At 64.0% G+C, this 26,848-nt stretch carries 30 protein-coding genes; 20 read left to right on the forward strand and 10 right to left on the reverse strand.

The window, feature by feature from the left end:
- The first annotated feature begins 340 nt into the window (after positions 1-340).
- The 5 genes from U3648_RS13290 (at position 341) to U3648_RS13310 (ending at position 4,713) form a co-directional block, all read left to right on the forward strand.
- Entirely contained in the window at positions 341-1,300 is a 960-nt protein-coding gene (locus tag U3648_RS13290) for an aspartate carbamoyltransferase catalytic subunit (protein ID WP_129684103.1), read from the forward strand.
- Positions 1,297-1,803: a hypothetical protein gene (locus U3648_RS13295; protein WP_420859717.1), complete on the forward strand. Its 507-nt coding sequence runs from the start codon at positions 1,297-1,299 to the stop codon at positions 1,801-1,803. Before U3648_RS13290 ends, U3648_RS13295 begins: the two co-directional genes overlap by 4 nt.
- Positions 1,804-1,861: 58 nt before the next feature.
- Positions 1,862-3,139 (forward strand): dihydroorotase, encoded by a 1,278-nt coding sequence (pyrC, locus tag U3648_RS13300; RefSeq protein ID WP_420859718.1) that lies wholly within the window; start codon positions 1,862-1,864, stop codon positions 3,137-3,139.
- Positions 3,140-3,141: 2 nt separating this feature from the next.
- Positions 3,142-3,750, forward strand: a complete 609-nt coding sequence (gene plsY, locus U3648_RS13305) for a glycerol-3-phosphate 1-O-acyltransferase PlsY (protein WP_420859719.1) — start codon at positions 3,142-3,144, stop codon at positions 3,748-3,750.
- An 87-nt stretch (positions 3,751-3,837) separates the two neighbouring features.
- Complete coding sequence (locus tag U3648_RS13310) at positions 3,838-4,713, forward strand: DUF805 domain-containing protein (protein ID WP_420859720.1); 876 nt, start codon at positions 3,838-3,840, stop codon at positions 4,711-4,713.
- Here the strand turns inward: U3648_RS13310 and U3648_RS13315 are convergent.
- From U3648_RS13315 to U3648_RS13330, 4 genes are all read right to left on the reverse strand, one after another.
- Positions 4,707-6,077 (reverse strand): glutamate--cysteine ligase, encoded by a 1,371-nt coding sequence (locus U3648_RS13315; protein ID WP_420859721.1) that lies wholly within the window; start codon positions 6,075-6,077, stop codon positions 4,707-4,709. The genes U3648_RS13310 and U3648_RS13315 overlap by 7 nt on opposite strands.
- Before the next feature lie 62 nt (positions 6,078-6,139).
- A complete protein-coding gene (locus tag U3648_RS13320; RefSeq protein WP_420859722.1) occupies positions 6,140-6,655 on the reverse strand; it encodes a hypothetical protein in 516 nt (171 codons plus the stop codon).
- Positions 6,648-7,487, reverse strand: coding sequence for a GNAT family N-acetyltransferase (locus U3648_RS13325; RefSeq protein WP_420859723.1), 840 nt, complete (start codon positions 7,485-7,487; stop codon positions 6,648-6,650). Before U3648_RS13325 ends, U3648_RS13320 begins: the two co-directional genes overlap by 8 nt.
- Positions 7,487-8,206 (reverse strand): 16S rRNA (uracil(1498)-N(3))-methyltransferase, encoded by a 720-nt coding sequence (locus U3648_RS13330; RefSeq protein WP_420859724.1) that lies wholly within the window; start codon positions 8,204-8,206, stop codon positions 7,487-7,489. The genes U3648_RS13325 and U3648_RS13330 overlap by 1 nt, the downstream gene beginning before the upstream one ends.
- A 12-nt stretch (positions 8,207-8,218) precedes the next feature.
- Between U3648_RS13330 and ubiA the strand changes: the two genes are divergently transcribed.
- The 3 genes from ubiA to U3648_RS13345 are packed head-to-tail and all read left to right on the forward strand — an operon-like array spanning position 8,219 to position 11,493.
- The gene (ubiA, locus tag U3648_RS13335) at positions 8,219-9,178 is read left to right on the forward strand and encodes a 4-hydroxybenzoate octaprenyltransferase (protein WP_420859725.1); all 960 of its coding nucleotides are present in this window, start codon (positions 8,219-8,221) and stop codon (positions 9,176-9,178) included.
- A 29-nt stretch (positions 9,179-9,207) separates the two neighbouring features.
- Positions 9,208-11,148, forward strand: coding sequence for an OmpA family protein (locus U3648_RS13340; RefSeq protein ID WP_420859726.1), 1,941 nt, complete (start codon positions 9,208-9,210; stop codon positions 11,146-11,148).
- An 18-nt stretch (positions 11,149-11,166) separates the two neighbouring features.
- Positions 11,167-11,493: a hypothetical protein gene (locus U3648_RS13345; RefSeq protein WP_420859727.1), complete on the forward strand. Its 327-nt coding sequence runs from the start codon at positions 11,167-11,169 to the stop codon at positions 11,491-11,493.
- Here the strand turns inward: U3648_RS13345 and U3648_RS13350 are convergent.
- The gene (locus U3648_RS13350) at positions 11,490-12,449 is read right to left on the reverse strand and encodes an L-threonylcarbamoyladenylate synthase (protein WP_420859728.1); all 960 of its coding nucleotides are present in this window, start codon (positions 12,447-12,449) and stop codon (positions 11,490-11,492) included. The genes U3648_RS13345 and U3648_RS13350 overlap by 4 nt on opposite strands.
- Positions 12,450-12,544: 95 nt before the next feature.
- Here U3648_RS13350 and U3648_RS13355 point away from each other — a divergent pair, with 95 nt between their 5' ends.
- The 5 genes from U3648_RS13355 (at position 12,545) to U3648_RS13375 (ending at position 16,704) form a co-directional block, all read left to right on the forward strand.
- Positions 12,545-14,248, forward strand: coding sequence for an acyl-CoA dehydrogenase (locus U3648_RS13355; protein WP_420859729.1), 1,704 nt, complete (start codon positions 12,545-12,547; stop codon positions 14,246-14,248).
- Entirely contained in the window at positions 14,248-15,285 is a 1,038-nt protein-coding gene (locus U3648_RS13360) for an MBL fold metallo-hydrolase (protein ID WP_420859730.1), read from the forward strand. Before U3648_RS13355 ends, U3648_RS13360 begins: the two co-directional genes overlap by 1 nt.
- Before the next feature lie 80 nt (positions 15,286-15,365).
- Complete coding sequence (locus U3648_RS13365; RefSeq protein ID WP_420859731.1) at positions 15,366-15,854, forward strand: DUF6173 family protein; 489 nt, start codon at positions 15,366-15,368, stop codon at positions 15,852-15,854.
- Positions 15,855-15,932: 78 nt separating this feature from the next.
- The gene (locus U3648_RS13370; protein ID WP_420859732.1) at positions 15,933-16,067 is read left to right on the forward strand and encodes an aa3-type cytochrome c oxidase subunit IV; all 135 of its coding nucleotides are present in this window, start codon (positions 15,933-15,935) and stop codon (positions 16,065-16,067) included.
- Between the two features lie 22 nt (positions 16,068-16,089).
- Positions 16,090-16,704 carry a hypothetical protein gene (locus U3648_RS13375; RefSeq protein ID WP_420859733.1) on the forward strand — a complete coding sequence of 205 codons (615 nt, stop codon included), beginning with the start codon at positions 16,090-16,092 and terminating at the stop codon, positions 16,702-16,704.
- Here U3648_RS13375 and U3648_RS13380 read toward each other — a convergent pair.
- Together U3648_RS13380 and U3648_RS13385 are read right to left on the reverse strand one after the other, a co-directional pair.
- Positions 16,688-17,023 (reverse strand): AzlD domain-containing protein, encoded by a 336-nt coding sequence (locus U3648_RS13380; protein ID WP_420859734.1) that lies wholly within the window; start codon positions 17,021-17,023, stop codon positions 16,688-16,690. The genes U3648_RS13375 and U3648_RS13380 overlap by 17 nt on opposite strands.
- Entirely contained in the window at positions 17,020-17,721 is a 702-nt protein-coding gene (locus U3648_RS13385) for an AzlC family ABC transporter permease (protein WP_420859735.1), read from the reverse strand. Before U3648_RS13385 ends, U3648_RS13380 begins: the two co-directional genes overlap by 4 nt.
- Before the next feature lie 83 nt (positions 17,722-17,804).
- Between U3648_RS13385 and U3648_RS13390 the strand changes: the two genes are divergently transcribed.
- On the forward strand, positions 17,805-18,413 hold the full coding sequence (locus tag U3648_RS13390; RefSeq protein ID WP_420859736.1) for a GNAT family N-acetyltransferase: 609 nt from the start codon (positions 17,805-17,807) through the stop codon (positions 18,411-18,413).
- On the opposite strand, the gene U3648_RS13395 is transcribed toward U3648_RS13390, so the two are convergent.
- Both U3648_RS13395 and greA read right to left on the reverse strand, forming a co-directional pair.
- Positions 18,410-19,441 carry a hypothetical protein gene (locus tag U3648_RS13395; protein ID WP_420859737.1) on the reverse strand — a complete coding sequence of 344 codons (1,032 nt, stop codon included), beginning with the start codon at positions 19,439-19,441 and terminating at the stop codon, positions 18,410-18,412. The genes U3648_RS13390 and U3648_RS13395 overlap by 4 nt on opposite strands.
- A 27-nt stretch (positions 19,442-19,468) precedes the next feature.
- Entirely contained in the window at positions 19,469-19,939 is a 471-nt protein-coding gene (gene greA / locus U3648_RS13400; RefSeq protein WP_420859738.1) for a transcription elongation factor GreA, read from the reverse strand.
- Between the two features lie 259 nt (positions 19,940-20,198).
- Here greA and U3648_RS13405 point away from each other — a divergent pair, with 259 nt between their 5' ends.
- The 3 genes from U3648_RS13405 (at position 20,199) to U3648_RS13415 (ending at position 24,533) form a co-directional block, all read left to right on the forward strand.
- Positions 20,199-21,836: an electron transfer flavoprotein-ubiquinone oxidoreductase gene (locus tag U3648_RS13405; RefSeq protein WP_420859739.1), complete on the forward strand. Its 1,638-nt coding sequence runs from the start codon at positions 20,199-20,201 to the stop codon at positions 21,834-21,836.
- A gap of 140 nt (positions 21,837-21,976) precedes the next feature.
- Positions 21,977-23,683 carry a tetratricopeptide repeat protein gene (locus tag U3648_RS13410; protein WP_420859740.1) on the forward strand — a complete coding sequence of 569 codons (1,707 nt, stop codon included), beginning with the start codon at positions 21,977-21,979 and terminating at the stop codon, positions 23,681-23,683.
- Entirely contained in the window at positions 23,670-24,533 is an 864-nt protein-coding gene (locus U3648_RS13415; RefSeq protein WP_420859741.1) for a 4-(cytidine 5'-diphospho)-2-C-methyl-D-erythritol kinase, read from the forward strand. The genes U3648_RS13410 and U3648_RS13415 overlap by 14 nt, the downstream gene beginning before the upstream one ends.
- On the opposite strand, the gene U3648_RS13420 is transcribed toward U3648_RS13415, so the two are convergent.
- Positions 24,526-25,524, reverse strand: a complete 999-nt coding sequence (locus tag U3648_RS13420) for a polyprenyl synthetase family protein (protein WP_420859742.1) — start codon at positions 25,522-25,524, stop codon at positions 24,526-24,528. The genes U3648_RS13415 and U3648_RS13420 overlap by 8 nt on opposite strands.
- Positions 25,525-25,580: 56 nt before the next feature.
- Between U3648_RS13420 and U3648_RS13425 the strand changes: the two genes are divergently transcribed.
- From U3648_RS13425 to U3648_RS13435, 3 genes are all read left to right on the forward strand, one after another.
- Complete coding sequence (locus tag U3648_RS13425) at positions 25,581-25,796, forward strand: putative signal transducing protein (protein ID WP_129684155.1); 216 nt, start codon at positions 25,581-25,583, stop codon at positions 25,794-25,796.
- Positions 25,793-26,551 carry a tRNA1(Val) (adenine(37)-N6)-methyltransferase gene (locus U3648_RS13430; RefSeq protein WP_420859743.1) on the forward strand — a complete coding sequence of 253 codons (759 nt, stop codon included), beginning with the start codon at positions 25,793-25,795 and terminating at the stop codon, positions 26,549-26,551. The genes U3648_RS13425 and U3648_RS13430 overlap by 4 nt, the downstream gene beginning before the upstream one ends.
- A 120-nt stretch (positions 26,552-26,671) precedes the next feature.
- On the forward strand, positions 26,672-26,836 hold the full coding sequence (locus tag U3648_RS13435; RefSeq protein WP_420859744.1) for a YdcH family protein: 165 nt from the start codon (positions 26,672-26,674) through the stop codon (positions 26,834-26,836).
- Positions 26,837-26,848 lie beyond the last annotated feature (12 nt).

A 26,848-nucleotide genomic window follows, 5' to 3' on the forward strand; every position in this document is an offset into this window, starting at 1 on the left:
CGCGCTCCGCATAAGCGATGCACACAGTCCCGCCAAATCGCCAGCCCCGTGGGCGGTCTGGCGATGGGCCGGCACCTGCGGTGCTATTCGGCCCGGGCCAATGAATGGCCGCTCCTTCCGCAAGGCTGCCCCTCGGACCCCAATGGTCATCAAGGCGGCACCAGAGGGAAAGTGAGTGTCCATTGTCAGTGACTGCACATTAGGTTGCCAGCCGTTTTCGGGTGCCCCGACGACCTGCCACACAGGATCGCGCAATTGTAAGGTGGGTCTTGACCCACCCTCCCTTGCCGGGCGGGGCTGGCTGCGCCTATAACCCCCGAAACCGCCGCAGGAGACCCACATGGCATTCCGCGCCCAGCATCTTCTGGGGATCGAACACCTCGCCCCGGATGAAATTACCACGCTGCTTGATCTGGCCGACAGATACGCCAATGAAAACCGCGATCGGGTGTCGCACAAGGACGTGCTGGCGGGGCTGACCCAGATCAACATGTTCTTCGAAAACTCCACCCGGACGCAGGCCAGTTTCGAACTGGCGGGCAAGCGGCTTGGCGCGGATGTGATGAACATGTCGATGGGCACGTCCAGTGTTAAGAAGGGCGAAACCCTGATCGACACGGCGTTGACCCTGAACGCCATGCACCCCGACCTTCTGGTCGTGCGTCACCCCAATTCAGGCGCCGTGGACCTGTTGGCGCAAAAGGTGAACTGCGCGGTGCTGAATGCGGGCGACGGGCGGCACGAACATCCGACGCAGGCGCTGCTGGATGCGCTTACCATTCGCCGGGCGAAGGGCCGATTGCATCGCCTGTCTGTCGCGATCTGCGGCGATATCCTGCACAGCCGCGTCGCTCGGTCCAATATCATGCTTCTGGGCAAAATGGAAAACCGGGTCCGGCTGGTCGCGCCGCCCACGCTGATGCCCGCTGGTGTTGCCGACCTTGGAGTCGAGGTCTTCGACGATATGGAAGAAGGCCTGAAGGATGTGGACGTGGTGATGATGCTGCGCCTTCAGAAAGAGCGGATGGACGGAGGTTTCGTCCCGTCCGAGCGGGAATATTTCCACCGCTACGGCCTGGATGCGGCGAAGCTGTCCCATGCCAAGGATGATGCCATTGTCATGCACCCCGGCCCGATGAACCGCGGGGTCGAGATCGACGGGACCATCGCCGACGACATCAACCGGTCCGTGATTCAGGAACAGGTCGAAATGGGCGTGGCCGTGCGCATGGCCGCGATGGACCTTCTGGCCCGCAACCTGCGCGCCGCCAAGGCCGAGAACCGGAAGGTGATGGTGTGACGGAGCCCATCCCCGTCACCCCCGGCAAACCCGGAGAGGTCTGGGTCTTTGCCCTAACCGGCCCGGCGGATGATCTTGGGCCAATGGCCACGGCACTTGGGCTGGCAGAACTCGACGAGGCCCGGGTCGAAATTGTCGCGCTTGCCGATCTGGGAGAGTTAGGGCTGACCGGCTACCTGAGGGATGGATACGGGATCACATCCGAGGCGCTTGGAAAACTGGAGGTTGAGGATGCAAAGGTCGCCCTGATCCTGTCCTCCGCCGCGCTTCCTGAAGATGTGGCAGAACTGCACCCCACCGCCGCGCTGCGGTATCTGGGCCAGTTTTCAGAAGACCGCGCGCCGGTCACTTTCGAACCCCTGCCCGACGGCGGCGCGGACGGCATTCTACAGCCCGAGCCTGCCCGCAAACCCATGTCGGACGCCCGCATCGGTGGAATGGTTGCGACGGCGGTTCTGGTCTTGCTGGCGTTGCTGGTCGTGGTGATGATCTGGATCGCGTGATGGACCCGGTGATGATGACTATCCGGCCCCGATATCGGGCCAAGAAGGACAACAAAGAATGACCGAAACGCTTTTCACCAATGCCCGGCTGATTGACCCGGTGGCCCTGACCGACAGCGCCGGCTGGCTTTTGGTGCGGGATGGCCGGATCGCCGACAGCGGCACCAGGGCGGCGCCCATGACCAAAGGCGATGTAGTGGACTGCGCCGGGGCCTGCCTTGCGCCGGGCATCGTCGATATCGGCGTCCAGATTGGCGAACCGGGGGAACGGCACAAGGAAAGCTTCCGTTCGGCCGGGCGCGCGGCGGCGGCGGGCGGCGTAACCACGATGGTGACCCGGCCCGACACCGCCACCCCGATCGACACGCCGGAAACACTGGAATTCGTCGCCCGCCGGGCCCAATCGGAGACCCCGGTCCACGTCCTGCCGATGGCCGCGCTGACCAAGGGCCGCGACGGGCGCGAGATGTCCGAGATCGGGTTCCTGATGGATGCGGGCGCGGTCGCCTTCACCGATGGGATGCAGGTGGTGGAAAACACCAAGGTCTATGGCCGCGCCCTGTCCTATGCCCGCAGCCTTGGCGCACTGGTCATCGGCCATGTGCAGGAACCGGGCCTGTCCAGAGGGGCGGTCGCGACCAAGGGCAAGTTCGCCTCGCTTCGCGGGTTGCCGGACGTGTCGCCGATGGCGGAACGCATGGGGCTGGACCGGGATATTTCCATGCTGGAGATGACCGGCGCAAAGTATCACGCCGACCAGATCACGACCGCCCGCGCCCTGCCCGCCCTTGAACGGGCGAAACGCAACGGGCTGGACATCACGGCCGGGGTCAGCATTCACCACCTGACCCTGAACGAATTCGACGTGGCCGATTACCGGACCTTCTTCAAATTCACGCCACCGCTGCGGTCCGAGGATGACCGGATCGCCGTGATCGAGGCGGTGAAAAGTGGGCTGATCGACATCATCTGTTCCATGCATACGCCGCAGGACGAGGAATCCAAGCGGCTGCCCTTCGAAGAGGCCGCCAGCGGCGCGGTGGGGCTTGAAACCCTTCTGCCTGCCGGTTTGCGCCTGGTTCACGGGGATCACCTGACCTTGCCGGAACTGTTCCGCGCCCTGTCGCTGAACCCGGCGCGCCGGTTGAGACTTGACTGCGGGCGGTTACAGGCGGGCGCGCCCGCCGATCTGGTGCTGTTCGACCCGGACGCGCCCTTCCTTCTGGATCGCGGCACGCTTTTGTCCCGGTCCAAGAATACCCCCTTTGACGGCGCGCGGATGCAGGGCAAGGTGGTGGGAACCTGGGTCGAAGGGGCCCGGGTGCACGGAGAATAACCATGCCTGACCTGACCAGCAGCGCCAGCATCCTAATCCTGTGGGCCGTGATCGGCTATGGGCTGGGGTCCATCCCGTTTGGAATGGTTCTGTCGAAGGTCATGAACCTTGGTGATCTGCGCAAGATCGGGTCCGGCAATATCGGGGCCACCAACGTTCTGCGCACCGGCAACAAGAAGGCGGCGGCGCTGACCCTGCTTCTGGACGGGGGCAAGGGGGCCGTGGCGGTTCTTCTGGCCCGCGCTTTTGCGGCGGAAGACGCCGTTCAACTGGCGGGCTTCGCCGCCTTCCTTGGCCATTGTTTTCCGGTCTGGCTGGGGTTCCGCGGCGGCAAGGGCGTGGCAACCTTTATCGGCACCATGCTGGCCGTATCCTGGCCCGTCGGGCTGGCCGCCTGCGCCACATGGCTGTTCATCGCCGCGCTGTTCCGCTACTCGTCGCTCGCGGCCCTTGCGGCGGCCGGTTTTGCCCCGATCTGGTCGATCGTTCTGGATGGCGGATCGGTCCTGATCCTCGGGGTCGCGCTGGCGGTGCTGATCTATATCCGGCATTGGGGCAATATCCGGCGGTTGCGGAACGGAACCGAAAGCCGGATCGGCCAGAAAGGGTAGCACCGAACTTCCCCATCGCCGCCCTATTCCCGCCAAAGTTGCAGGTAATCCTTCCCGGAACACGCATAATAATCCGGGTATCGAGCAATGGGTTTCCCGACTGCATTTGAGAATTTCGTTTTCCGTGGCTTCAATTTCTGGGATCGCGCCAAGCGGTCCGAGTATTGGTGGATATTACCGCTTCTGTGGGCAGGCATCATTGCGATGCTCTACCTTGATCTCGGCGACATCTGGGAGAACCTCCAAAACAATGAAAAACCGTCGCTGAACCCGCTGCATTATGGGTCCGGCCTGTTGTTTTTCGTCACGCTGATTCCGCGCTATGCGCTGACGGTCCGCCGGTTGAACGATGCCGGGCGGTCCCCGAAATGGGCATTGTTGCCGCTCAAGGCGACGATCGTCGCGATCTGGGCGGCGCTGGGGATCCTGTCGGCAGCCCTGACCGCCGGGATTGGCAGCATGTCGGAAATGGACGGCCTTGCCTTTGCCCTTGGCATCATGGCCCTGACCGACGGTGACACCTTCTGGCCCGCGATGTTCGCCCTTGCGCAGACCGTGGATGGGTCAACCGTTCTGGACATCCTGCGGGGGATCGACTGGCCCAGCCCGGCAACGGTTGCCGGCAATATATCGAACACGTTGGCGGTCGATCCGGGCATGGCCAGCGCCGGGATGCTGATCATCGGCGGCCTGATCTTCGGCCCGCCGATCATGATGATGATCTTCATCCTGTTCATGGTCGCCCCGTCCAAGCTGAACGCGTCGGACTATGCCCGTGGGCAGGCTGCATTTCTGGACCAGCAGCCCCGCAAGGCGCGTCCGGAAAAATCGTCGGCCTATGCGGCCTATGCGATCCTTGACAAGATGCACAATGAACCGACCGCCGAAGCAGCGGTGGCCCGCAAGGCCGAGGTACGAAGCCTGTACAAGAGCCGCGTGTTGGGCCGACCCGCGGGTCAGTAGCTGAAGTCGCCGTAGATCCGGGTCAGGTCGCCGTTCCAGTCGCCGTTGTAGGCGTCCAGCAGTTCGTCGGCTGGGGTTTTGCCGGTTTCGACGCTATCCTCCAGCGCGTGCAGGAAGTGCCGTTCGTCCTGTACCATCCCGCCAAGGCCGGGGCGCGCCCGTGCCTTCAGACCGGCGCGGGCGATATCCAGCACTTCGGTCGCGAGGTCCTGCATCTTGCGCCCGCCGACCGTGGCCTGAAGCCCGTCGACCGAGGCGGCAACCCGCCAAGCCTCGCGCGTTTCCGCATCCCAGCCCTTGGCCAGGTCCCATGCCGCATCCAGCGACGACTGGTCATACATAAGCCCGACCCACAGCGCAGGCAGGGCGCACAGCCGCCGCCAGGGGCCGCCATCGGCCCCGCGCATTTCGATGAATTGCTTGATCCGCGCCTCGGGGAAAACTGTCGTCAGGTGGTCCGCCCAATCCGACAGGGTCGGCGTTTCGCCGGGCAGCGCGGGCAGTTTGCCATCAAGGAAATCGCGGAACGATTGGCCCAGCGCGTTGATATATTTCCCGTCGCGATAGACGAAATACATCGGCACATCGAGAACCCAGTCGACCCAGCGTTCGAATCCCATACCGTCTTCGAACACCCAGGGCAGCATCCCGGTCCGGTCGGCGTCCAGATCGCGCCAGATCCGCGACCGCCAGCTTTTGTGCCCGTTCACCTTGCCATCGAAGAAGGGCGAATTGGCGAACAGCGCGGTGGCCACGGGCTGAAGCGCCAGCGCGACCCGCAGTTTCTGCACCATGTCCGCCTCGGACCCGAAATCGAGGTTCACCTGAACCGTGCAGGTCCGATACATCATCTGTTTGCCGTGGGTGCCGACCCGGTCCATGTAGTCGGTCATCAGCCGATAGCGCCCCTTGGGCATCATCGGCATATCCTCGTGGCTCCAGATCGGGGCGGCGCCAAGGCCGATAAACCCCACGCCGATTTCGTCGGCGATGTCCTTCACCTCGCGCAGGTGGGTATTCACCTCGTCGCAGGTCTGATGGATGGTCTCCAGCGGCGCGCCCGAAAGTTCCAGCTGTCCGCCCGGTTCGAGCGAAACGTTGGCGCCGTCCTTTTTCAGCCCGATGATATGGTCGCCTTCGAAGATCGGTTCCCAGCCATAGCGGAACCGCAGGCCTTCCAGCACCGCCTTCACCGACCGTTCCCCGTCATAGGGCAGCGGGCGAAGGGTATCCTTGCAATAGCCAAACTTCTCGTGCTCGGTCCCGATGCGCCAGTCTTCCTTGGGCTTGCAGCCTTTTTCAAGGAATTCGGCCAGTTGTTCGCGCCGTTCGATCGGGCCGCCGCCGGACTGGGGAATAGACATCTGGATACTCCGTCAAAAGCGCTGTGTCGGGGGTCAAGTCGTGTCGCTGTTCGGCGGGGAAGTCAATGCAGCAGGGCGGCGGTTCGGCGCCAGATGACGACACGCGCAGGGCCTGTGCGGGAAAGCACATCCAGCAGATCCTGTGTCCGCATACCCGGCAGGGCCGAAAACAGGTCAAACAGATCGTCGGCCCCTTCGGCGTTGACAGGAACGAACAGCGGTTCCTGACCCGCCGCGCGCAGAACCCAGTGCGGCGGCGTGCCGGTGGGGTCGTATTCAAGGCTGGTCAAATCGCCCATTTCCATCACCCCGCCAGACAAGGGGCCATAATAGACCAGCCGCCGTTCGTCGATCGTGACGATCCCTGCCCCGCCGCCGCCACGCCGGAACCGTCCCTTTTGCAGCCCCGCAATCGCCAGCAGAACCGCCGCGAGGGTCAGCGCCCAGCCGATCCATTGCAGCACGCCGAAACTGGTCAGGCCCCACCAAAGCCCAAGCGCCAGCACTGACAGTGCGGTCAGCAACTCGCGCCAGCGCCAAAGGGCCGCGCGGGCTTCGGGGCGGAGGAACTCAGCCATCACATCTCTCCGGCTTGGAAAACAAGGCGAGCGTCCAATCCCCGATCCGTTCGAACCCAATCGCGACATAGGCCCGCGCGGCGCTGTCCGAGGCGGCGAAAAGCGTGGCGCGTTGGACACCGCGATCGCGTGCTTCGGCCAGATGCAGGGCCAGCGCGCGGCGAGCGTGGCCACGTCCCCGCAGATCGGGCGGGGTATAGACGCCGCCGATCTGCACGGCAGTGGGTTGCCAGGCATTGAACCCGGTCGTCGAAAGCGCCCGGCCGTCGTGCATCAAGACCCGGTGCGAGCCGTGTTCGATATATTGGTCCACCGCCTTTTCACCATCGGCCCGTGCGGCCTCAGGCGCCATGCCCAGCGCCTCTTCACTATATGCCGCGCGCCAGCCGATCATTTCGTCCCGGTCTGCATCTTGAAGCGGGTGAAGCAGTCCAGCTCCGTCCGGAACGGTCAGTCTGGACAGATCCAGGTCGAAATGGGGCTCGTCCCGGTTCAGGGTCATCAGCACCCCATCAAGGCCCAACCGCCGTAACAAGGCGCGCGACTGGTCCTTGGGGCCGATGACGCCGGCAATGTCGCGACCGCGCAGGACAGTGGCCGCATCTTCGAACTCCATCCCCGGCAGGGCCGGCATCACCATGCCACCCTTGCCGATGGTCAGGACACCAGTGACTTCATCCCCTTTGGCCGTGAACCACATCGACGGGGCATAGGGGTGGTCGCCATCCAGCCCGAACCGGTCAAGGTTCGACAGGTGAAACATCGTCTGGGTGATCCGCTGTTCAAGAAAGGTCCGGATCGCGGGCAGGTCCGCCGGCGTCGCCCGCTGCATCACCAATCCCCCAGCGCCTGCTGCCAGAGGGTCAGCGCCGCGACCGCCGCCGTGTCGGCCCGCAGGATACGAGGCCCGAGGCTGACCGGGTGGGCGAAGGGCTGCGCGCGCAGGCGCTTGCGCTCCGCCTCGGAAAACCCGCCTTCGGGACCGATCAGGATCGCCCAGGGGCCCGGCCCAGCATCGCGCAGCACCTGCCCGGCGCCAACTAGCGCCTCGTCACAGAACATCAATTGCCGCCCCGCGGGCCAGTCGGCCAGCAGGCGGTCAAGTTTCACCGGCTCGGCCACCTCGGGCACATAGGTGCCGCCGCATTGTTCCGCCGCTTCGACCGCGTGGGCCTGAAGCCGGTCTACCCGGACCCGTTCCGAATTGGTGAAATCGGTCAGCACCGGCAGGATGCGGGCCGCGCCCATTTCGGCGGCCTTTTCAACGATGAAATCGGTCCGCGCTTTCTTGATCGGCGCAAAACACAGCCACAGGTCCGGGGGCATTTGCAGGGGTCGGGTCTGGGCAAGACAGGTCAGCGCGCCGCCCCGTTTGCCCGCCTCTGCCACCTCGACATCCCATTCCCCGTCGCGCCCGTTGAACAGCGACAGGACCGTCCCCACGGCCAGCCGCATCACCCCGAACAGATAATGCGCTTGATCCCGTTCCAACAGAACGGTTTGCCCTTTGCCCAAGGGCTGATCTACATACAGTCGAACCTTCGATGCCATGAGGCGGACCATATGACCGAAGCAAAGCCGACGCCAGAGGGACAAGTTGCCGATGCAGTCGCCGGAAACTGGGTGGACACAAAGGCCCCCGTCGCCGCCCGGCCCTTTCTGCGGCTGAGCCGGGTTGACCGGCCCATCGGGACCTGGCTGCTGTTTATTCCCTGCCTCTGGGGGTTGGGTCTGGCCAGCTTGTCGACGGGCCGGTTCGGGGCGCATGACCTTTGGACGGTGGCCGGGTGCGGGCTGGGCGCGCTTCTCATGCGCGGGGCCGGCTGCACCTGGAATGACATTACTGACAGGAATATCGACGGGTCCGTCGCGCGGACGAGGTCACGGCCCATCCCGTCCGGTCAGGTCACGGTCCGGGGGGCACTGGTCTGGATGGTGGTGCAGGCGCTTATCGCCTTTGTGATCCTTCTTACATTCTATCCGACAGCCATCTGGCTGGGCATCGCGGCGCTTCTTCCGGTCGCGATCTACCCCTTTGCCAAGCGGTTCACCTGGTGGCCGCAGATCTTCCTAGGGCTGGCCTTCAACTGGGGGGCCTTGCTGGCATGGGCCGCGCATACCAACAGCCTGGGCTGGCCAGCGGTGGGGCTTTACCTTGGCGGCATCTTCTGGACCCTGTTTTACGACACGATCTATGCCCATCAGGACGCCGAGGATGACGCCCTGATCGGGGTGAAATCCACCGCCCGCCTGTTCGGCGACAACAGCCCCCGCTGGCTGCGCCGGTTCCTGATCGGCACGGTTATCATGTTGGGTGCCGCGACCCTGACCGCGACGATCGACCGGTCGGTGCTGTCGCTGGTTGTGGCGGTCTGCGGAATATGGGCGATGGGTTGGCACCTGATGGCCCAATTGGCCCGTTTCAATCCGGAAGATGGTGCCGGATTGTTGCGCCTATTCCGGTCGAACAGGAACGCCGGATTGATCCCTGTGCTGTTTTTCGCCGCCGCCTGGTTCCTTTGATTGCACACCGGGGCCGCAGGGCCTAAGGAATGGCTGGTTCCAACAAGAAGCTGGTCCGTATGCGCCTGTCCGCCCTGTTCCTTCGTATCGCCGTCTTTGTCGCGGCTGCCCTCATTACCTGGGGCGCTGCACGTGTTTCGGTGACGGTTCTGGAACAGCGTTCGACGGTTGCCGTGCAAGAGGCGCTTCTGGACGAGGGGCAGGAATGGCCCACGGTCATTGCCGACGGGTTGCAGATCATCCTTGAGGGCGAGGCCCCGAGCGAGGCCGCCCGGTTCCGCGCCATGACCATTTCCGGCCGGATCGTCGACGCCAGCCGCGTCATCGACAACATGCATGTGACCGATCCCGAAGGGCTGGCACCGCCGTCCTTCGCCATCGAAATTCTACGCAACGACAGCGGCGTTTCCCTGATCGGCCTGATACCGGCAGCCACGGACAGGGACGCCCTGTCGGCCCGCATTGCCCGGATCGCAGACGGCCAGCCTGTCACCGATCTTCTGGAAAGCGCCGATTACCCGATGCCGGACAACTGGCGGCCAGCGCTGAACTATGCGGTCGATGCATTGGCGCAGCTTCCCCGGTCGAAGATCTCTGTTGCGGCGGGCCGGGTCGAAATTACCGCGATTTCCGACAGTGCCGACCAGAAACGGCTGCTTGAAGCCCGGCTTAGCCGCGAAGCCCCCGATGGTGTGCGCCTTGCCCTGCAGATCACTGCGCCGCGCCCGGTCATCTCTCCCTATATCACCCGCTTTACCGTGGATGCGGACGGCGCCCGTTTTGCCAGCTGCACCGCCGACACGGAAGAGGCGCGGGGCAAGATCGTTGCCGCCGCGACCGCCGCCGGACTGGTGGGGCGTGTCAACTGCACGCTGGCGCTTGGCGTGCCGTCGGCCACGTGGTCCGACGCGGTATCCTTGTCCATCGGCGCGGTTGCCGAACTGGGCGGAGGCACAGTGACGATCTCGGACGCGGATATCGCGCTCGTGGCGCCGGAAGGCACCGATCAGGCGCTGTTCGACAGGGTCGTCGGCGCATTGGACAATGACCTTCCCGACCTGTTTGCACTGGACGCGACCCTGCCGGTCGCGCCCGAGGCCGACGAACAGGGCCCTCCAGAATTCACCGCGACCCTGAGCCCCGAAGGGTTGGTGCAACTGCGCGGCAAGATTTCCGACGACCTGATGAACCAGACAGTCGAGAACTATGCCCAAGCGAGGTTTGGCCGGGATGCGGTGCGCATGGGAACGCTTGTGACCGATGGCCTGCCCCGCGGCTGGGCCGTGCGTGTTCTGGCCGGTATCGAAGGGCTGTCCTACCTGTCGAATGGATCGGTCGTGGTATCCCCTGAAAACCTGACCCTGCGCGGCAATACCGGCGACCCGGACGCCAGCGCCGAGGTGTCGCGTCTGCTAATCGAGAAACTGGGCGAAGCCGCGCAATTCAGTGTCGATGTCACCTATGTCGAGGCGCTGGACCCCATCGCTGCCTTGCCAACGCCGGAAGAATGTATCGCCCAGATCGGCATCGTGACGGCGGAACGGAAGATCCTGTTTGATCCGGGATCGGATTCGCTGACAGCCGACACCCAGCCGGTGATCGACGATATTGCAGAGGTGTTGCGGGCCTGTCTGGACATCCCGATGGAGATCGCAGGCTATACCGACAGCCAGGGCCGCGAGGAAATGAACCTTGCCCTGTCCAAGAACCGGGCCGAGGCGGTGCTGACCGCGCTGCGCGCGCGCCGCGTGCCAACCGGCGGCTTTGTGGCCAATGGCTATGGCGAAGCGGACCCGATTGCGGATAATGAAACCGAAGAGGGCCGCGAGGCGAACAGGCGGATTGAATTCCGCCTGATCCAGCCAGAGCCGACCCCGGAAGAACAGACCGCGCTGGAAGCGGCGGAAGACGCACCAGCCGAGGACAGCAGCGAAGACGCCCCGCAAGATGCGGAAAGCACGGCGGAATAACACAAGGGACGACGGGACGTGAACAGAGCCGAAACGATCTTTGCGATGGCCATCATCCTATTCGTGGCCTTTTGCCTTGGGTGGTTTGCCAGCTGGCTGGTGAACCGCTTTACCCGCGTCACAAAGGCCGAGATTGGTGAATTGGACCGCATGGCCCAATCTCTGCACGAGGCCGAGGAAACCCGCGATCAGGCGATCATCTACCTGCAACAGCGCGAGGCAGAGATCACCAACCAGCTGACCCAGACCGAGGCCGAACTTCGTGCCGCGATGGATGGTTTGCGGGACGCACGGCATGAAGCCGAAGAACTGCGCAGCTATATCGAACGCAACAACATGGGCTAGGCCGGGCGCGGCGCCGCCGCCCGTTTCAGCCGATCGTTGATTGCCCGCCCCAGCCCGTGGTCGGGGATCGGGGCCACAGCAATCCGCTCTGCCCCCATTGCATCCAGCCGGTGCAGGCAATCGAATAGATGGGCCGCCGCCTCGGTCAGGTCGCCGCTCTCAGACAGGCTCAGGTCGCCCGCGACGGGGCCGAACCCCAGCATCACCTCTCTCTGTTCAGGCACCGTCGCGTTCAGCCGAATCGCGCCGCGCGGGGCGTAATGCGACGTGAGCAGCCCCGGCGCCTTGGGCGCGTGATCGTCGCTGATCGGCCCGGCCTCCAACGCTTTTCCAAGGCAGGCCTCGATCGCCTCGGACGGGAGACCGCCCGCCCGCAACAGGCGGGGCGACCCGGCGCAATCGACGATGGTGCTTTCGACCCCCACGGCGCAGGCCCCGCCATCGACCACCGCGTCGATCCGCCCGGACAGGCCGGACAGGACATGGGCCGCCGTGGTCGGGCTGACCCGTCCCGAAGGATTTGCAGAGGGGGCCGCGACAGGCCCGCCAAAGGCCCGCAGCACCCCCTGGGCCACCGGATGATCCGGCACCCGGATCGCAAGGGTATCAAGCCCCGCGGTGACCAGTTTCGAGATGCCCGCGCTGTCGCGCACCGGCAGAACGATGGTCAGGGCGCCCGGCCAGAAAGCCTGTGCCAGCATCCGCGCCTCGCGGTTGAAGATGACAAAGCGTTCTGCGGCGTCGAGATCCGGCACATGCACGATCAGCGGGTTGAAACTGGGCCGCCCCTTGGCGGCGTAAATTCCGGCGACCGCGCGATCATTCCGTGCGTCTGCGCCCAGCCCGTAGACCGTTTCGGTCGGAAAGGACACAAGGCCCCCTGACCCAAGCAGCGCCGCCGCCCGCGCCAACCCGGCCGCGTCCGCGGCAAGATGTTCGGTTGCTTTCAAAGTCATGACGTGGCGTTCCTGTTGCGGGCTCAGGCCGGGTTGTTACCTTCAAAGCCGTTTCCACACCAGAGACTTGCAACCATTCGCAGGACATTACCGCCATGCCGTTCCGTTCACCGATCGACGACTATCGCTTTATCCTGAACCATGTTGCCGGATACGGGCAGGTCACCGCGACCGACCGGTTTGCCGAAGCCGGGGAGGACATGGCCGATGCGATCCTGACCGAGGCAGGCCGCATGTGCGATGAGGTTCTGGCCCCGCTGCAACGCAATGGCGACCAGCAGGGCGCGGTTCTGGAGAACGGGGTCGTGCGCACCTCGCCCGGGTTTGCGGAAGGCTATCGCGCCATCGCCGAAGGCGGCTGGATCGGCATGGCCGCCAGCCCCGATCACGGCGGCATGGGCCTGCCCATGGCCCTGACCACGGCGGTCAACGACATGATGTCGGGCGCCTGTCTTGCCCTGCAACTGAACCCGTTGATGAGTCAGGGGCAGATCGAAGCGCTGGAACACCACGCCAGCGACGAGATCAAGGCGCTGTATCTGCCAAAGATGATATCGGGCGAGTGGTGCGGCACGATGAACCTGACCGAACCGCAGGCGGGGTCGGACGTGGGCGCGCTGCGTACCAAGGCAGAGCCGAACGGCGACGGCACCTATGCCATCACCGGGCAGAAGATTTTCATCAGCTGGGCGGACAACGATTTTTCGGAAAACGTCTGCCACCTTGTCCTTGCCCGCCTGCCCGACGGGGTGCCCGGCACCAAGGGGATCAGCCTTTTCATGGTGCCGAAACTGATCCCCGATGCAGAGGGCAACCCGGGCGAGCGCAACTCCCTGCGCGTGGTCAGCCTTGAACACAAGATGGGTCTGCAGGGGTCGCCAACCGCGGTGATGGAATATTCCGGCGCGACCGGCTGGCTGGTGGGCGAACCCCACGCCGGCATGGCCGCGATGTTCACCATGATGAACAACGCCCGGCTGGGCGTCGGGACTCAAGGGATTGGCGCCGCCGAAGGGGCCTATCAACACGCGCTGGCCTATGCGTTGGACCGCAAGCAGGGCCGCGTCGGCGGCACCGGCGCCATTATCGAACACCCAGACGTGCGTCGGATGCTGGCCACCATGAAGGCCGAGATTTTCACCGCCCGATCCATCGCGCTGGCCAACGCCGTGGCCATCGACATGGCCCATGCCACGGGCGATGGCAGCTGGACCGCCCGCGCCGCCCTGCTGACCCCGATTTCCAAGGCCTTCGGCACCGATATTGGCTGCGAGGTCGCGAGCATGGGCATTCAGGTTCACGGCGGAATGGGGTTTATCGAGGAAACCGGCGCCGCCCAATACCTGCGCGATGCGCGCGTGACCGCGATCTATGAAGGCACGAACGGCATCCAGTCGATCGACCTTGTGGGCCGCAAGATGATGGACGGGGGCGAGGCCGCAAGCCGCCTGCTTGACGAGATCGAGGCCGGGGCGGAAGCCGCCCGTACCACCCACGGCGCCCTCGCCGAAGCAGTCTGGCAGGCAACCGAATCCCTACGTGAGACGACCGAGTGGCTGGTGGAGCAGGATATGGGGGACCGGCTGGCCGGGTCGGTTCCCTACCTTCGTGCCTTCGCGCGGGTTCTGGGCGGACACTACCACCTGACCGCGGCCATGGCCGAACCGGACGGTGCGCGGGACCGGCTTGCCACCTTCTACATTCGCCGGTTGCTGCCGGAACATGCGGGGCTTCTGGCGCATGTGCGCGAAGGCGCGGCGGACCTTATGGCAATCACCCCTGACGACCTGTCGGCCTGATGTCGGGCGCGGGCATCCGCTATCCCTTCGATACACCGCCGGACCAGGGCACGGCGGTTGAAGTGGCCGAAGGCGTCCTGTGGCTGCGCCTGCCGCTGCCGATGGCGCTGGACCACGTGAATGTCTATGCGCTGGACGATGGCGACAGTTGGACCGTGATCGACACCGGGTTTGACAGCCGCAAGAGCCGCGCGATCTGGGAAGCGGCCCTGTCCGGCCCGCTATCGGGCAAACCCGTGAACCGGGTTGTCGTCACCCATCATCACCCCGATCATGTCGGGCTTGCCGGGTGGTTCGTGGCGCGGGGCGCGGAACTGGTCATGCCGCGCACCGGCTGGCTGATGGCGCGGATGCTGACGCTGGACGAACAACCCGCCTATCCGCCCGAGACCGTCGATTTTTACCGTCGGTCGGGCATGGCCGCCGAGGTTCTGGAAAAGCGGCAGACCGAGCGCCCCTTCAACTTTGCCGACTGCGTGCATCCGTTGCCCTTGGGCTATACCCGCCTGCAAGAGGGTGGAACGATCCACATGGGTGGCCGCGACTGGGTGATCCGCATGGGCAACGGCCACGCGCCGGAACATGCAACCTTCTGGAGTGTCGACGGCGATCTTGTCATCGGGGGCGACCAGATCCTGCCGTCGATCAGCCCCAACCTTGGCGTCTACCCCACCGAACCCGAGGCCGATCCCGTCGCCGAATGGCTGGAAGCCTGCGAACGGCTGTCCGCCTTTGCGACCGAGGGGCAGTTGGTTCTGGGTGGGCACAAACTGCCCTTCACGGGCCTACCGACACGGATGCGCCAGTTGATCGACAACCATCACGGGGCGCTTGACCGGCTTGAACAGCATCTCGAAACACCCCGTCGTGGCGGTGACTGCTTCCTGCCCCTGTTCAAACGGGAAATCGGCGGTGGTGAATACGGCCTTGCCCTTGTCGAATCCGTGGCCCACCTGAACCATCTGCACCAGACCGGGCGCGCGCGCCGCTGGCTGTCAGACGACGGGGCCTATCTTTGGCAGGCGGCGTCGGACTGACATTCCGGTGAACGTCGCGCCCGTCACTGGACAGCGCACCCCATAGGGTATTGGATACCCCAAACCGCCGGGGAGCCCTGATGACCGATCCGAAACGAACGACCCTGTCCATCGAAACCTCGGCCGAGGCGGTCGAGAATGCCATCCTGCCACGGGTTCACGAGGTGCATACCGATCCCGACAAGAAACCCGCCTGCACCGATGATCTGCCCAACACCATGCAGGCCCCGGTCGAGGCGAAAAGCCCGGCCCAATGGGCCTATGAACGGCTGATCCTCTATATCCAGAACTTTGAAAAGCAACTGGACGCGGATCAGGAGGTGGCGATGGGGTTCACCGGCGGCGATGCCGGGGTCATCCGGATCGAAGGGATGGGCTATTTCGACCCGGATATCCTGACCTTCTATGGCAGCACCGACGACGGTATGAAGACCCAGCTTGTGCAGCATGTGTCTCAGCTCAACGTCATGTTGATGGCGCTTCCGGCGGAGGAGGAGCAGCAGGAACCCAATCGGATCGGGTTCCGCCTTGCGCGTGATCTGGAAGACGGGCCGGATGCGACAGGCTGACCCGCAAGGTGGGCGTGACAGGCCGCTCTGAATCGTCTATTCACCCCGAAACAACTTGTCTTGCGAAGGAACACGACAATGGCCGAACACAAGCACGGCAGCATGGACATCACTGTTCAGGAAAAGACCTTTAACGGCTTCATCACCTTCACCGTTCGCTCGGTCATCGTGATCCTTGTGGCTGTGGTTCTTCTGGCGCTGATCAACGCCTGATCCGACTGGTGAAGGGGTCATCATGAAACGCCGCGCATTCATAGCTGGTTTGCCCGTATTCGTTGCCGCCTGTGGCGCCGAACGGGTTTGGGCCCCGGATGAGATCGTGACGGCCAAGGCCTATCGCCATGACGGGCCGCCGCGCCTGACCCTGATCACGATGAAGAACACCGGATCGGACAGCGGCGCCCATACGGCGTTGATGATCAATGCCAGCCAGCGGGTTCTTTGGGACCCGGCCGGTACTTTCAAGAGCGATTCAATTCCCGAACGGAACGACGTGCTGTTCGGGATCACGCCGTTGGTGGAGCAGTTCTACATCTCCTACCACTCACGCGTGACGTACTACACGGTGATCCAGGAATTGGACGTGTCGCCCGAGGTGGCCGAAGCCGCGCTTCGGTCGGTCATGGCCTATGGGGCCGTGCCCAAGGCCAACTGCACCCGCGCCACCAGCCAGATCATGCAGGGATTGCCGGGGTTCGGTGGCATCAAAGTCACCCTGTTCCCGAACAATCTTGCCGACCAGTTTGCGACCTATCCCGGTGTCCGCACCCGCGAATACCGCGAAAACGACAGCGACGATCGGACAGAAGCCGCCCAGACGATCAACGCGGCCCTTACCGAGGCGCAGTAAGCGCAAGCCCCACAGTCAGCACCAGCGCCCCGGCCAGCATCGCAAGAAGCACATTCTTGCGCCAATACCCGACACCGAAGGTCACCAGTGCCGCGATCAGGCGCACCGGATCGGTCTGCCCGCCTGTCGCCGCCGGCCACAACACCAGCGGCGCAACCATTCCCGGCAGGACAGCCACGGGCGTGTAGCGCAGAAGCCTCAGGATCACGGGCGGCAGGGGCCGGTCACCGATCAACCCGAGGAAGGAAAACCGGATCAAGTATGTGCCCAGCGCCAGCGCCGCGATGATCCCCCAGATGGACGCGTCTGAATAGGTCATGCGCCCCGCCTTTCCATCCAGCTTTCAACGGCCGCGCCTGCACACATCGCCAGTGCCGCAGCGATCAAGAGCCCTACACCCGATGGCAGCCACGCCAGCACCAGCGCCGCCACGATCGACACCATTGCCGCCACGAGATGGGCGACAGTCCGCAGCATTGGCGCGATCAGGGCCAGAAAGGCGATCGGCAGTGCGAAGTCCAACCCGAAGGACGCCGGAATGGCGGCGCCCAGAACAATCCCGACGAACGACATGATGCACCACAGCGTCGCAATGGGCAGCGCGATCCCGAAAAAGAACCCGACCCGCGCCGGGACCGGCATGTCCGGCTCATCTTCGTAGCGGGACACTCCGACCGCATAGCTTTGGTCGAAATTGAGGTAGGCGACCAAGGCCCGTTGCCACAGCGGCGCCTTGCCCAGGTAGGGTGCCAGCGAGGCGGAATACATGGCCATCCGCAAGTTTACCGCAAGCGAAGCGAGAAGCACCATCGCCACAGGTGCATTGTCGACCATCATTTGCAGGGCGGCGAATTGCGACGCCCCCGCGATCACAAGGACAGAAAAGCCCATCGCCTGCGCCAAAGACAGACCCGCGTCGGTGGCGACCACACCGAACAGGGTCGAGAACGGCGCGACGACCAGAAGAAAAGGCAGGGATCGGCCTACACCTTGCCAGAATGCCTTGCGCGAAGTCATTCGCCCCCCAAACATGCTCCGGCCAACCCGTATCCGCGTCCGCTGGCATTGGCAATCCGGGCAAGAGGCGGCAAACTCTGGGAATGAATGACAGTGCTCTTTCCTTCGAAATCCGGCACGGGCTGCCGGACGAGCTTCGCGCTCAGGCCGCGGCGCTGTACTGGGCCGCCTTCCGGGGCAAGCTGGGGCGGGTCATGGGCCCGGATCAGCGGGCAACCGGGTTCATCTCGCGGGTGTTGGACCCGGATCATGCCCTGTGCGCCATTGGCGCCGACGGGGACCTGCTGGGCGTGATCGGGTTCAAATCCCCCAACGGCGCCTTTGTCGGAGGATCGTTCCGGGATTTCATTGCTGTCTACGGAATCGTCGGGGCGGTGCTGCGCGTGGCGCTGATCTGGCGGCTTCAGTCCGACATCGAGAACCAGCGCTTTCTGATCGACGGGCTGATTGTCGCGCCACATGCGCGGGGGCGCGGCGTGGGCACCGCCCTTTTGCACGCCATGCGGCAAGAGGCAGGCCGTCGCGGATACCATGAACTGCGCCTTGAGGTCGCGGACGGTAACGACGGGGCGCGGGCGCTGTATGATCGTCTGGGGTTCCGTGACATCGGATGGACCGGAACCGGGGCGCTTCGCCATGTGTTCGGATTTCGCGGGGCCACGACGATGGTCTGGCCTGTCTCGGGGCCCTAGTCGAAGGCGCCAGTCACACGACCCAGAAGCATGAAGGCCCGGGCGGTCCGGGTCTTTGCCAGATCGTCGATTTCCTCGTCCGTTGCATCGGTTTCGAATTCCACCAGCATCTGGTCGAACTTGCGCAGGAAGTGGTGTGCCGCATCCCGAAAAATCGTGTCTTCGCGCATCCGCCCGGCGGTCAGGGCAAGCGACGACCGGTCGCGGATGCCGCCCATCGCGGCGACGGACCGGCCCCGCTCGCCTTTGGCAAAGCGGCGCCAAACCTCGGGTCGGGCGCGGTCGGGACGCATGTCGTCCATGTAGATGCCATCATGGCTCAGCAGGGTCAGGATGTCCTGAGCTGCCTGAATCAACAGCTTGGCCTTGCGGTCGCGCAGGGCGCGGCGCAGCGCGGCAAACCCTTCTTCGTCCTTGTCGGTGTCGGGGAAGTTCAGCGCCCGGATCAGGACCGATCGGTCGATGGGCGGGATCGAATCTTCAACCGGGGTGCCCAGCGCAAGGGTCGGCTGGTCGTCAGCCGCAGCGGTCGGCGGGCTGGGCGGGTTTGCGGGGGGCCGCGCCACGGCGGTGCGGCTGGTGGCAAAGGTCGCCAGCGCCGATTCCGTCTTTTGGGCAGAGCGGGCGATTTCGTTCAGTTTCCGCTCGACCGAGCTTTGCGAGGGAACCGCGCTGCCGCGCGCCTGCCGGTCGGCCACATAGGTTTTGCGCATCGCGTCGATGGCAACCTGAAGGCGGCGCGATTCTTCGCGCACAATCCGGGCGGACCGGGCGGCGGCCGCCGCAACCCAGATCATTGCGACGGGCAGAAAGACCGCCATCAGGGTCATGACAAAGCGCAGGCTATCAAAACCGGCGCTGCCTCCTTCCAACGGCTCCGATGGCACGAACATGAAGAACGCCCCGGCCGCGGCCAGCCAGCCAAGGCTCAGCACCAAGGCGATCACCTCGGTGCCGGTAAAGCGCGGTTCTTCGGGCCGGGTTGCGGCGGTCAGATCGCTTTCAGCCTTGTCATCGCGCGCTGCCATGTGTCCCCTCGGGCCGGGTCATTCAAACTAGTTATAGGAAATCTGAAGGATTTCGTAACTCTTCTCGCCGCCGGGGGTCCGCACCTCGACACTGTCGCCAACATCCTTGCCGATCAGCGCGCGGGCCAGAGGCGATTTGATGTTAAGCTTGCCCGCCTCGATATCGGCCTCGTATTCGCCGACGATCTGAAAGGTCCGTTCCTCGTCGGTGTCTTCGTCGACCAACTCCACGGTGGCCCCGAACTTGACCGTGCCCGATAGTTTCGTCGGGTCGATCACATCCGCCAGCGAAATGACGCCTTCGAGTTCCTTGATGCGGCCTTCGATGAACGACTGCTTTTCCTTGGCGGAATGGTATTCGGCATTCTCGGACAGGTCGCCGTGTTCGCGGGCTTCGGCGATGGCCTTGATGATGGCCGGCCGTTCGACCGACTTGAGCTGTTTCAGCTCTGCGTCGAGCTTGTCATAGCCTGCGCGCGTCAGCGGAATCTTTTCCATGTCGCCTTCCCGTTTCGAATGAACCGTTGTGATACAATCTGGCGTTCATAACCCGCCGGGCGGGATCAAAGTCAAGGGTGATGGGCGGCCTTTGCCCCCCGCAACCCGGAAAAACCGGCCCACCCATGCAAGCCAGTCACAAGGTCGCGTCAGAGACATTTAACGTCGTGTCGTGATTGCCCTTGAAATACAGGTGCTGTAACCCGTCACGAAAGAATGTTTCGGGGCGCGCCCCAGTCGACAAACAAAGGGAATGGCCATGGCCGAGATCGAACGCGAAGCAATGGAATACGACGTCGTCATCGTCGGCGCGGGCCCCGCGGGCCTGAGCGCTGCGATCCGTCTGAAACAACTTGATGCCGACCTGAATGTCGTGGTGCTCGAAAAAGGGTCCGAAGTGGGCGCGCACATCCTGTCGGGTGCCGTTCTGGATCCGTCGGGCCTGAATGCTCTGATCCCCGACTGGAAGGAAAAGGGCGCGCCGATCACCGTCCCGGTGAAGGAAGACAATTTCTACGTCCTTGGCGAAGCGGGCAAGATGCGCCTGCCCAACTTCGCGATGCCGCCCCTGATGAACAACCACGGCAACTACATCGTTTCGATGGGCAATGTCTGCCGCTGGATGGCGGAACAGGCCGAGGAAATGGGCGTCGAGATTTTCCCCGGCATGTCCTGTTCCGAACTGGTGTTCGGCGACAATGGCGAGGTGAAGGGCGTTGTCGCGGGCGAGTTTGGCAAGAACGCCGATGGCACCCCCGGCCCGCATTATGAACCCGGCATGGAACTTCACGGCAAATATGTCTTCCTGTCCGAGGGCGTGCGCGGATCGCTGTCCAAGGAAGTGATCGCGAAATACGATCTGGCCAAGGATTCCGACGTCCAGAAATTCGGCGTCGGCATGAAGGAAATCTGGGAAATCGACCCCGCCAAGCACCGCGAAGGCACCGTGACCCACACAATGGGCTGGCCGCTGGGCAGCAATGCCGGGGGCGGGTCGTTCATCTACCACCTCGACAACAACCAGGTCTACGTCGGCTTCGTGGTTCACCTGAACTACAAGAACCCGCACCTGTTCCCCTACATGGAATTCCAGCGGTTCAAGCATCACCCGATGGTCGCGGAGCTGCTTAAGGGCGGCAAGCGCGTCGCCTATGGCGCCCGCGCCATTTCCGAAGGCGGGTTCCAGTCGATCCCGCAGACCGCTTTCCCCGGCGGCTGTCTTCTGGGCTGTTCCGCGGGGCTGGTGAACGTGCCGCGGATCAAGGGCAACCACAACGCCATGTTCTCGGGCATCCATGCCGCAGAGGCCGCCCATGCCGCGATCAAGGCCGGCCGCGCCAGCGATACGCTGACCGAATACGATACCGCGCTGAAATCCGGCCCCGTCGGCAAGGACCTCAAGAAGGTGCGCAACGTCAAGCCGCTGTGGTCGAAATACGGGTTGGTGGCGTCGCTTGGGATCGGCGGGTTCGACATGTGGACGAACAACCTGTTCGGCCTGTCGCTGCTCGGCACGCTGAAGCACGGCAAATCGGACGCAGCCGCGACCGAAGAGGCCAGCAAGCACAAGCCGATCGACTATCCCAAGCCCGACGGCACGCTGTCCTTCGACCGTCTGACCAACGTCAGTTTCTCGATGACCAACCACGAGGAAAGCCAGCCCGCCCACCTGCGTCTGGCCGATGACAACATCCCGATGTCGGTCAACATGCCGAAATTCGCGGAACCGGCACAGCGCTACTGCCCTGCCGGGGTCTACGAAGTGGTGGATGACAAGTTTGTCATCAACTTCCAGAACTGCGTCCACTGCAAGACCTGCGATATCAAGGACCCCAGCCAGAACATCACCTGGACAGTTCCGCAGGGTGGCGACGGGCCGAATTACCCCAACATGTAGACCAGACCGGATCGGGGCCCTGCGGGGCCCCGTTTCATGTGCGGGAAACCGCCCTTTTCCGTCCCCTGCGATTGCAGCGCCCCGGCGGGCGGACTAGGTATTGGGGGAACAGTGCCCCGCCCCTTCCGAAGGACCGCCCCTTGCCCCTCAAGACCGCCCGGACGCTTCTCCTTGCCGCAACGCTTGCCGCCGCCCTGCCCCCGCTTGCCCTTCAGGCCGAAGCGGACGCGGGTTCCTACCTTGCGGCGCGACAGGCCGGGATGGACCGCGATTTCGCCGCCGCCGCCCGTTATTTCGAACAGAGCCTGCGCGGAGACCCGGACAATGCTGGCCTGCTGGACAGCCTGGTGATCGCGCGGATGGCCCTTGGCGATCTGGACGGCGCCCTTCCCGCCGCGCGGCGGATGAACGAACTGGGTCATGAAAGCGTCTATGCCCGCGTCGCGGTGATGACCGCGCTTGTCCGGGATGAAGATTGGGAAGGCGTGTTCGGCCAGCTTGAATCCGGGCAATCCATTGGCCCGCTGGTCGATGGGCTGATTCAGGGCTGGGCCTTCCTTGGGGAAGGCAAGGTCAGCCGGGCGCTCGATAGTTTTGACGAAGTCGCGGACACACAAGGGCTGATCGCCTTTGGCCTGTACCACAAGGCACTTGCCCTTGCCTCGGTCGGGGATTTCGAAGGGGCTGACGCGATTTTCTCGATGCCGCCAACCGAAGGGATGCAGCGCACCAAACGGTCTGCGCTGGCCCATGCCGAGGTGCTGAGCCAGCTGGGCCGCAACCCCGATGCCGTGGCGATGCTGGACGCGACCTTTGGCCGTGATCCGGAGCCGACGGTGTCCGCCCTGCGGGCCCGTCTGGCGGCTGGCGAACCTGTCCCCTACAGTTTCGTCCGGACCCCGCAGGACGGCGTGGCCGAGGTGTTCTTTACCGTCGCCAGCGCCTTTGTCGAAGAGGCCGACGAGAGCTTTCTGCTGCTATATACCCGCGCGGCGGAACTGCTACGCCCGGATCATGCAGAGGCGCTGATCCTGACCGGCAGGCTGCTGGACCGGTTGGGTCGCCACGAGTTGGCCAACGAGGCGTTTTCGCGGATCAGCCCGCAGGACCCCGCCTTTTTCGCCGCCGAGATGGGACGCGCTGATGCCTTGCGCAGCGGCGGCAAGGTCGATGCCGCCATTGAGGTTCTTCAGGCCCTGACCCGCAGTCATGGGGAGGTGTCGCTTGTCCATGCAACGCTGGGCGACTTCCTGCGCCAGACGCAAGACTATGCTGCTGCGAACGACGCCTATACGCGTGCGCTGGATTTGCAGTCTGACAATGATCCGGCCCGCTGGTTCGTCCTTTATACCCGCGCGATTACCTTTGAACGGATGGACCGCTGGGACGAGGCAGAAGCCGATTTCCGCGCCTCACTGGCCCTCAACCCCGGCCATCCCTCCGTATTGAACTATCTGGGGTATTCGCTGGTCGAAAAGCAGATCAAACTGGACGAGGCCCTGTCGATGATCGAACAGGCCGTCGATGCCCAACCTGACAATGGGGCGATCGTCGATAGTCTGGGATGGGTCCTGTATCGGCTGGGGCGCTATGATGACGCGATCGTGCACATGGAACACGCAGCCGCGCTGGAGCCGCTGGACCCGGTGATCAACGACCATCTGGGCGATGTCCTTTGGGCGGTCGGGCGCGAGATCGAAGCCCGGTTCCAATGGCGCCGCGCCCTGTCCTTCAACCCCGAAGAGGCAGAGGCCGAACGTATCCGCCGCAAGCTGGAAGTCGGTCTGGACATCGTACTGGAGGAAGAAGGGGCCGCGCCCCTTTCCGTTGCTCGTGACGACCGTTAAGGGCCCTGCATACGCGAAGGTCAACCTGACCCTGCACGTCACAGGGCAGCGGGAAGATGGCTATCACCTGCTGGATAGTCTTGTTGTCTTCACAGAACTGGCCGATGTGATCACTGTCAACGTTGCCCCCGAAGGGCTGTCGCTGACGGTGACCGGCCCGTTTGCTCCTGGCGTGCCCACGAATGAAAAGAACCTCGCGCTGCAGGCCGCCGCGCTTTTGGGCTTTGTCCGGGGTGTGACCCTTGGGGCGCAGATCACGCTGGACAAGCACCTGCCACATGCCGCCGGTCTGGGCAGCGCGTCCGCGGATGCGGCGGCCGTCTTGCGGATGCTGCCTGAGGTCTGGAACGTCCCCCCCTTTCCGCCAAACGCGCCCGAGGTTCTGACCCTTGGCGCGGATGTGCCGGTTTGCACCCATGCCCCGGCCCCCGCGATCATGCAGGGAATCGGAGAGATCGTGCGCCCGGCCCCGCGCCTGCCCCGCTGTGCCATGGTTCTGGTGAACCCGCGGGTCGAAGTGCCTACCGGGCAAGTCTTTACCGCCCTGCCGAACAAGCAAAACCCGCCGATGGAACCAATGCCCGAGGGCGCGGATTTCGAAACCTTCTGCGCCTGGCTGTCGCGGCAACGCAACGATCTTCAGGCCGCCGCGATCAAGATCGCGCCCGAAGTTGAAACCGCCCTGGCCAAGCTGCGCCGGATGCCTGCCGTGAAATGGGCAGGGATGAGCGGGTCTGGCGCGACCTGCGTGGCGCTGGTCAAGGATATGGGCGCGGCCCGCCAGGTGGCCCGCGCGATTCAGGTGCAGGAAATGAGCTGGTGGGTGGTGCCTGCCCCGGTGCTTAGCTGATCCGCGCCACGACGTAGTCGGCAAGGTCCGACAGCATGTCGCGGATGTCGTGTTCCGGCAAAAGCTGCAACTGTGCCTTGGCATGGGCGATCCAGAGAAGGGCCTCGTCCCGCACCTCATCCAGCGCGTTGTGGCGGGCCAGAAGCGACAGCGCCGTTTCAAGGTCGCCCTCTTCCTGTTTGCCCTTCTCGATCGTGCGCTGCCAGAACGCGCGTTCCTCGGCGTCGGCCTTGGCCACGGCCTTGATCACCGGCAGGGTTAGTTTCCGTTCGCGGAAGTCGTCGCCGATGTTTTTACCTGTGGCACTTGTCCCGCCGTAGTCCAACAGGTCGTCGACCATCTGGAAGGCCACGCCTAGCGCATCGCCATAGTCATAAAGCGCACGCACATGCGCCTCGGGCGCACTTGCGATGACGCCGCCCACCTCGGTCGCGGCCGAGAACAGGGCGGCGGTCTTGCCGCGCACTACTTTCAGGTAGGTTTCCTCACTCGTGCGCAGATCGCGGGCGGCGGTCAATTGCAGCACCTCGCCCTCGGCAATCGTGGCAGAGGCCCCGGCAAGGATTTCCAGCACCCGCATCGACCCGGTCTCGACCATCAGGAGGAACGACCGGGCGAACAGATAATCGCCGACCAGAACCGACGAGGTATTGTCCCACAAAAGATTCGCCGTTGGCCGGCCGCGCCGCTGGGCGCTTTCATCCACCACGTCGTCATGCAGCAGCGTGGCGGTGTGGATGAACTCGACGGTCGCGGCGAGATGAATGTGAAACGGCCCGTCATAGCCGCACATCTTGGCGGCGGCGAGCGTCAGCATCGGGCGCAGGCGCTTGCCCCCAGCCTCGACCAGATGGGCCGTGACCTCGGGGATGCGCGGGGCATGTTCGGATGCCATCCGTTCGCGGATCATGACATTGACCGCGTCCATTTCCGCCGAAAGGGCGGCGGCCAGCCTCTCGTGGGGCTTGGTGGCGGCGACATCAAGGCTCATGCACGGCTCCGTCATCTGGATGGACAAAGGCGGGGGTGCGCCTTAGGTCTTTGTCCATGAAGGAACTTCTGCGCACAACGGACCCAACGGTCATCGCCTTCGCCAAGGCCCTTCTGGACGGGGAGGGTATAGACTGCTTCGAATTCGACGTAAACATGAGCGTCCTTGACGGAAGCCTTGGCATATTGCCGCGCCGGATCATGGTTCGGGATGCGGATCTGTTCATGGCGCGGGCGGTGATGACGGACAATCAGATTGACCTTGGGTTATGACCGATCTCGCGTTGACGCAGGATGATTTCCTTGGGGGAAAGGTCCGGTTGTGGCAACCCCGCAAAGGATATCGCGCAGGCGTTGATCCGGTCCTTCTGGCTGCGAGTATCCCCGCACACCCCGGTCAGTCGGTTCTGGAGCTGGGATGCGGCGCAGGGGCGGCAAGCATGTGCCTGTCGGCGCGGGTGTCGGGGCTGACCCTGACCGGGGTCGAGGTGCAGCCTTTCTATGCCGGACTTGCCCGCCGGAATGGTGCGGAGAATGGCGCAAACCTGACCGTGATCGAGTCGGACCTGCGCGCCCTGCCGCCTGACCTGCGCCAGCAGCGGTTCGACCACGTGATGATGAACCCGCCGTATTTCGACAGGCAGGCCAGCACACGGGCGGAAGACGATGGACGGGACGTCGCGCTTGGCGGTGATACCCCGCTCTCGGATTGGATCGAGGTTGGGGCGCGTCGGCTGGCCCCGCGGGGATATCTCTCTGTGATCCAGCGAATCGAACGCCTGCCCGAGGTTCTGACCGCCGTCACCGCACGGCTTGGCTCGGTGGTGGTGCGCCCGATTGCCGCGCGGAACGGGCGCGCGCCGGGCTTGTTTCTGCTACAGGCGCGGCAGGGCGGGCGCGCTGCCTTTCACCTGTCGGCACCGCTGATTTTGCATGATGGTCCCGAACATATGAAGGATGGCGAGGACTACAGCGCCGCGGTGCAAGATATCCTGCGCAACGCCGGCCAATTGCCGATCCGGGATTAACGGCTTGGCAAGGAATGGCCGGCAACCCTAGCGGGCCCGATTGTTGCTGCCTTGCAGCGTGACAGTTGGCTGGAACTGTGATCGACTGAACTTATCGCAACGCAAGACAGGAGGAATGCCATGACCGTAAGCTCGCATATCGAGGAACTGAAGAAGAAGCACCAAACCCTGTCCGACGCGGTGGAGGCCGCCCAGCGCAGCCCCGGCATCGACGACCTCGAAGTCGCGAAGATGAAGAAGGAAAAGCTGCACCTCAAGGAAGAGATCGCACGGCTGAGTTCCTGAACCACAGCCGAA

Origin of the sequence: Marivivens marinus (genome assembly GCF_035969385.1) — a bacterium.
Lineage (GTDB): Bacteria > Pseudomonadota > Alphaproteobacteria > Rhodobacterales > Rhodobacteraceae > SELP01.